Origin of the sequence: Micromonospora sp. M51 (genome assembly GCF_018070305.1) — a bacterium.
GTDB lineage: Bacteria > Actinomycetota > Actinomycetes > Mycobacteriales > Micromonosporaceae > Micromonospora > Micromonospora parva.
Genome location: NZ_JAGPXZ010000489.1, coordinates 1 through 4,743, shown reverse-complemented (window position 1 = coordinate 4,743; position 4,743 = coordinate 1). Strand labels below are relative to the sequence as shown.

The following is a 4,743-nucleotide window of genomic DNA, read 5'->3' as shown; positions in this document are numbered from 1 at the left end:
CTCGGCGCGGGTGACCACCCGCGCGATGGCCGGGCGGGCGTAGCGGGTCTGCACGCCCGGGGCGACCTCGATCAGGACGGTGTCGTCCTCGATGCCGGTGACCGTGCCGTAGAGCCCGCCGATGGTCACGACCTCGTCGCCGGGGCCGAGGTTGGACTGCATCGCCTCCGCCTCTTTGCGGCGCTTCTGCTGGGGTCGGATCATCATGAAGTACATGACGCCGAAGAGCAGGGCGATCATCAGGATCGGCGTGAAACCGCCGGCCCCGCCACCCGCTGCTGCCAATTGCACGGTTACTGACCTTCCCATTGGCCGCCTGCCCGGCACCGTGGGTGCCGGAGCGGAGGCGGATTCTCACGTCCTGTACAGACCGCGGCGAAGTCTAAACCCTGCACCTGAGAACGCCGAATGCGGCACAGATCACGTTCACATCACGGCTGTTCGGCATCCAGCGAGAACAGATCGGGCACAGGTGGACTATCTACACCAAATGTACCATTCGGTGGTGTGCGCCCCAGATGCCGCCAGGCGGCCTCGGTCGCCACCCGCCCCCTGGGCGTACGCGCCAACAGCCCGGCCCGCACCAGGAACGGCTCGCAGACCTCCTCGACCGTGTCCGGCTGCTCCCCCACCGCCACCGCCAGGGTGGACAACCCGACCGGGCCACCCCGGAACGAGTCGACCAACGCGGTCAGCACCGCCCGGTCCAACCGGTCCAGGCCCAGCGCGTCCACGTCGTACACGATCAGGGCGGCGCGGGCCGTGTCGAGATCGACCACCCCGTCCGCGCGGACCTCGGCGTAGTCGCGGACCCGGCGCAGCAACCGGTTGGCGATCCGCGGCGTACCCCGGGACCGACCGGCGATCTCGGTCGCGCCCTCCGGGGTGATCGGCACCCCCAGGATCCGCGCCGAACGGTGCAGCAGCGTCTCCAGATCCGCCGGCGAGTAGAAGTCGAGGTGCGCGACGAAACCGAACCGGTCCCGCATCGGCCCGGTCAGCAGGCCCGACCGGGTCGTCGCGCCGACCAGGGTGAACGGCTCGACGTCCAGTGGGATCGCCGTCGCCCCCGGACCCTTGCCCACCACCACGTCGACCCGGAAGTCCTCCATCGCGCTGTACAGCAACTCCTCCGCCGGCCGCGCGATCCGGTGGATCTCGTCGATGAAGAGCACGTCGCCCTCGGCGAGGCTGGTCAGGATCGCCGCCAGATCACCCGACCGCTCGATCGCCGGACCGCTGGTCACCCGGATGCCCGCGCCCAACTCGGCGGCGACGATGTTGGCCAGACTCGTCTTACCCAATCCGGGTGGGCCGGAGAGCAGAATGTGGTCCGGCGGCGAACCCCGCCGCATGGCGCCCTGCAACAACAGGTCCAGCTGGTCGCGGACCCGGTCCTGGGCGATGAACTCGGCCAACCGCCTCGGCCGTACCGTGGCCTCCGCGTCCCGGTCGGCGTCGTTGACGTACGCCGAGACGAGCCCCTCGGTCTCGCTCATCGGGCCGTCTTCAATCGCGACTGCGGGGCTCGCAAACCCGGCTCACTCCTCGCGCTCATCGGGTCCGACCCAGCAGCCGGATGGCCTGCTTGAGCAGCACCGGCACCGGCGGGGTCTCACCCTCGATCGACTCCGCCACCGCGGCCACCGCCTGATCGGCCTGGCCGGCCGTCCAACCCAACCCCACCAGGGCCTGCCGGACCTGCTCCGGCCAACTGCCACGAGTCACCCCGGCCGACCCGTCGACGCCGATCGGCACCGGGCCGATCCGGTCGCGCAGCTCCAGCACCAGGCGTTCCGCGCCCTTCTTGCCGATACCGGGCACCCGGGTCAGGGCGGCGGTGTCGGCGTTGGCGATCGCCTTGCGAACCGCGTCCGGGGTGTGCACCGCCAGCACCGCCTGGGCCAGCCGCGGGCCGACCCCACTGGCGGTCTGCAACAGCTCGAACAGCGACTTGGCGTCGTCGTCGGCGAAGCCGTACAGGGTCAGTGAGTCTTCCCGCACGATCAGGCTGGTGGCGAGCCGGGCGACCTGGCCGACCCGCAGCTCCGCGAGGGTCCCCGGGGCGCAGTGCACGGCGAGCCCGACCCCACCGACCTCGATCACGGCCTGGTCCGGACCCGTCGCGGTCACCGTGCCGCGCACGCTGGCGATCATCGTGCTCCTCCTCGTCGTGCCCGGTCGGCCGCGGCGGCCAGCTTGGAGCGGGTCCCGCCGCGCCACACGTGGCAGATGGCCAGAGCCAGCGCGTCGGCGGCGTCGGCCGGCTTCGGCGGCTCGGCCAACCGCAACAGCCGGGTCACCATCGCGGTCATCTGCGCCTTGTCGGCCTGACCGGACCCGGTCACGGCCGCCTTCACCTCGCTCGGGGTGTACGTCTGCACCGGCAGCCCGGCCCGCGCCCCGGCCAGCACGGCGATGCCGCTGGCCTGCGCGGTGCCCATCACCGTGCGGACGTTGTGCTGGCTGAACACCCGCTCGACGGCGACGCTCTCCGGTTGGTGCTCGGCCACCAACTCGGTCAGCGACCGGTCCAGGTGCAACAGGCGCAGCGCCAGGTCGTCGGCCGGGTCGGTGTAGACCACGTAGTAGGCGACCAGGGTGCAGGGCCGGCCGGGCACACCCTCGACCACACCCACCCCGCACCGGGTCAGACCCGGGTCGACACCGAGCACGCGCACGCCGCCCCCTCCCCAACCGTCAGCAGTACGTGTGTTCGACACCCTAACCGGCGCCCTTCCCACCAGCCCCACGGGACACGCCCCCCGCGCCCCACACCCCACGCCTCGCACCCCACGCCCGCCCGCACCCCGCACCCCGCACCGCGCGCGCCCCGCGCCACGCGCCACGCGCCCCGCGCCACGCGCCACGCGCCACGCGCCCCGCGCCACGCGCCACGCGCCAAGATCCGAGCAACCTCCCGGATGTCGCTGCCTCAGACGCTCCGGCGGCCGATCGGGCGCGAATCGCAACGTCGACGCCGGCAAGGTCACGCTCGATCCAGGATGTAGTGGCAACGGAACGCCGGGATGCCCACTACATCCTGGATATTGCGCGATCTTGCGCGGCGCGGCGCGGCGCAGGCGCAGGCGCAGCCTGGCGCGGAGCGGCGCAACCGGCCCGGCGCGGCCCGGCGCGGCGCGGCGCGGCACGGCACGGCCCGGCGCGGCCCGGCGCAGCCTGACGCAGTGCGGCGCGACGAGGGCGGTGGGCGCGTGTGGGTCAGGAGGGGCGGGCGGGCCACACAGCTTCGGTGCGGAGTATGTGTCGCCGGCCCATGTGCCGGGGGGCACACAGCTCGTAACTTCTTGCGCCATGACGGCAGAACCCGTGGTGGTCCCCCACGTCGTACAGGTCGACCTCACCGGTCGGACCGCCCTGGTCACCGGGGGCGGCGGCGGCATCGGGCGGGCGTGTGCCCTGCGGCTCGGCGCGGCCGGCGCCACGGTGCTCGTGGTGGATCGCAACCTGGAGGCGGCGAAGGCGGTGGCCGCCGAGGCCGGGGGCCGGGCGGAGGGGGTCGACCTGTCCGACGCCGCGGCGGTGGACTCCCTCGACGCGGACGTGGACATCGTGGTGAACAACGCCGGGCTCCAGCACGTCGCGCCGTTGCAGGACTTCCCCGTCGAGCGCTTCGAGTACATCCAGCGCGTGATGGTGGAGGCGCCGTTCCTGCTGATCCGCCGGGCGCTGCCGCACATGTACGCCCAGGGCTGGGGGCGGGTCATCAACATCTCCTCGGTGCACGGGCTGCGGGCCTCGCCCTACAAGGCCGCGTACGTCTCGGCCAAGCACGCCCTCGAAGGGCTGTCGAAGGTGGTCGCGCTGGAGGGCGCCGCGCACGGGGTCACCGCCAACTGCATCAACCCGGCGTACGTGCGCACCGCCCTGGTGGAGAGCCAGATCGCCGATCAGGCGGCCAGTCACGGCATCGACGAGACCGAGGTGGTCGAGAAGATCATGCTGGCCCGGGCCGCGATCAAGCGGTTGATCGAGCCGGAGGAGGTGGCCGAACTGCTGGCGTACCTCTGCTCGCCGCCGGCGGCGTTCATCAGCGGAGCGTCGATCGCCCTCGACGGGGGCTGGACGGCCAACTAGTGGGGCTGAGCACAATGTCGACCATGTCATCGCCGGTGGAGTTCCTGGAGCTGCTCGCCCGAGAGGCCGCGGCCGTCGAGTTCGAGGGACCACTGGTGGCCGCGCGGGCGGCCGGGCTGCCGCCGGAGCGCCTGGCCGAGCTGGAGCAGGCCAGGGCGGTGGCGTTGCGGGTCCGCGCGCTGCTGGAGCGCCGCCGCCGCCGGGAGAGCGAGCTGTCCGGCCTGTACGACACGGTCAGCGACCTGGCCGGGCTGCGCGACCTGGACGACGTGTTGCGGGCGATCGTGCACCGGGCCCGTCACCTGCTCGGCGCGGACGTGGCGTACATGACGCTCAACGACGACGAACGTGGCGACACCTACATGCGGGTGACCGACGGGTCGGTCTCGGCCCGTTTCCAGCGGCTGCGCCTGCCGATGGGCGCCGGCCTCGGTGGCCTGGTGGCCCAGTCGGGCGCCCCGTACGTCACCGCGAACTACGGCGAGGACGCCCGCTTCCACCACACCGGCGAGATCGACGCGGGGGTGGGCGAGGAGGGTCTGGTGGCGATCCTCGGGGTGCCGCTGCGGCTCGGCTCCACCTCGATCGGGGTGCTCTACGCGGCCAACCGTTCGGCCCGGCCGTTCGTCCGGGAGGAGGTGACGC

The 4,743-nt window shown here is 72.6% G+C and carries 6 protein-coding genes; 2 read left to right on the top strand and 4 right to left on the bottom strand.

Annotated elements, in window-relative coordinates; translation table 11 throughout:
* From yajC to ruvC, 4 genes are all read right to left on the bottom strand, one after another.
* The coding region (yajC, locus tag KBX53_RS22795) for a preprotein translocase subunit YajC (RefSeq protein ID WP_247676065.1) at positions 1–309 on the bottom strand (309 nt) is incomplete at its 3' end.
* 122 nt (positions 310–431) lie between these two features.
* Positions 432–1,499, bottom strand: a complete 1,068-nt coding sequence (gene ruvB, locus KBX53_RS22790; protein WP_030336964.1) for a Holliday junction branch migration DNA helicase RuvB — start codon at positions 1,497–1,499, stop codon at positions 432–434.
* Positions 1,500–1,554: 55 nt separating this feature from the next.
* Positions 1,555–2,157: a Holliday junction branch migration protein RuvA gene (gene ruvA, locus KBX53_RS22785; protein ID WP_210861537.1), complete on the bottom strand. Its 603-nt coding sequence runs from the start codon at positions 2,155–2,157 to the stop codon at positions 1,555–1,557.
* The gene (gene ruvC, locus KBX53_RS22780; protein ID WP_030336959.1) at positions 2,154–2,681 is read right to left on the bottom strand and encodes a crossover junction endodeoxyribonuclease RuvC; all 528 of its coding nucleotides are present in this window, start codon (positions 2,679–2,681) and stop codon (positions 2,154–2,156) included. The genes ruvA and ruvC overlap by 4 nt, the downstream gene beginning before the upstream one ends.
* Positions 2,682–3,315: 634 nt before the next feature.
* Between ruvC and KBX53_RS22775 the strand changes: the two genes are divergently transcribed.
* Both KBX53_RS22775 and KBX53_RS22770 read left to right on the top strand, forming a co-directional pair.
* A complete protein-coding gene (locus tag KBX53_RS22775; protein ID WP_030336958.1) occupies positions 3,316–4,098 on the top strand; it encodes a 3-hydroxybutyrate dehydrogenase in 783 nt (260 codons plus the stop codon).
* A gap of 14 nt (positions 4,099–4,112) precedes the next feature.
* On the top strand, positions 4,113–4,743 hold a 631-nt coding region (locus KBX53_RS22770; protein ID WP_210861535.1), incomplete at its 3' end, for a GAF domain-containing protein.